The sequence below is a fragment of the Chryseobacterium sp. S0630 genome (genome assembly GCF_024158915.1).
In the GTDB taxonomy this organism is placed as follows: Bacteria; Bacteroidota; Bacteroidia; order Flavobacteriales; family Weeksellaceae; genus Chryseobacterium.
The window spans coordinates 1-1,152 of the sequence record NZ_JAMZGF010000125.1; the positions used below are offsets into that span (position 1 = coordinate 1).

At 39.0% G+C, this 1,152-nt stretch carries 1 protein-coding gene; it reads left to right on the forward strand.

Annotation, left to right across the window (positions count from 1 at the left end):
• Window positions 1-1,152, forward strand: a 1,152-nt coding sequence (locus NK356_RS24030; RefSeq protein WP_253318250.1) for a M60 family metallopeptidase, incomplete at both ends; no start/stop codon positions are given.

Genomic DNA, 1,152 nt, shown 5'->3' on the forward strand with positions numbered 1-1,152 from the left:
TGATATCAAAATCAATATTGTTTCCGGTAAGGTTAATGGTCTTTATCATTATCAAAAATCTACACAAAGTGATTGGGTTGCAGATCTTACGAATTCGGCTTATAATATGATTGATGTTGTGGGACAGCATTTTCATTTGGTTTATAAAAAAAGCACGCTGAAAAATTATGCTCTTTCAAATCCTGCCGAGCTTGTTTCAAAATATGACCTTATTGTAAAAAATGAATGGCTTGTGATGGGATTGTATAAATATAATTTAGTTCCCAAAAACCGTATGTTCGGCTATAGTAATAAAGGCGGAGGCTACCATGCAGGCGGACTGGGTATAAATTTGGATTCTGATTGGGGCGAAGAGTCTCTAGCTGATATCAACCAATTGTCTTTATGGGGAATTGCACATGAATTTGGGCATATTAATCAGATAAGCCCGGATCTTAAATGGATTGGCACTACAGAGGTTACTAATAATATATACACTGTATGGGTAGATTATCAAATGAATCCACAAAACGATGGAATGTCCCGTATGGAAAGAGAACCTGTAGAACCGGCACCAGGAATGGCGAGCATTGAAGGAGGAAGATTCAACAAAACTATTTTGAATACTACTATCAATCAGGAAGCTTTACAAGAGAATGCTAATACAGATGTGCTGATACCTTTCTGGCAGCTTGAACTTTATTATCAGCTGGCGGGAGCTTCAAGAAATGCCCCGATTCTTTCCTTTAATTATCCAACTAGCTATACAGGAGTAGATTATGCGCACTGGTTTGCAACACTTGCCAACAAGGCAAGAAACACCAATTCTTCCGGGGTCTCAAATGGTGAACTGATTCTGAATTTTGTGAAAAATACCTGCGATGCGGTACAGGAAGACTTAACCGGATTCTTTACTAAAACCGGATTTTTAAAGCCTATAAACAAATCTGTTGATGATTACGGCATCGGGCAGCTTACCATTACGCAGGCTCAAATCGATGCTACGATTGCATCCATAAAGTCTAAGAACTATCAGCAGCCTGTTTCTCCTGTAATGAATTATATTTCAGCACGTAGTCTTGCAGCTTTCCGTAACCTTCTTCCGGTAAGCGGACAAACAGGCCAGGGAGTTACTTTAAATAATGATTATCTTACTGTACAGCACAGTGCTTG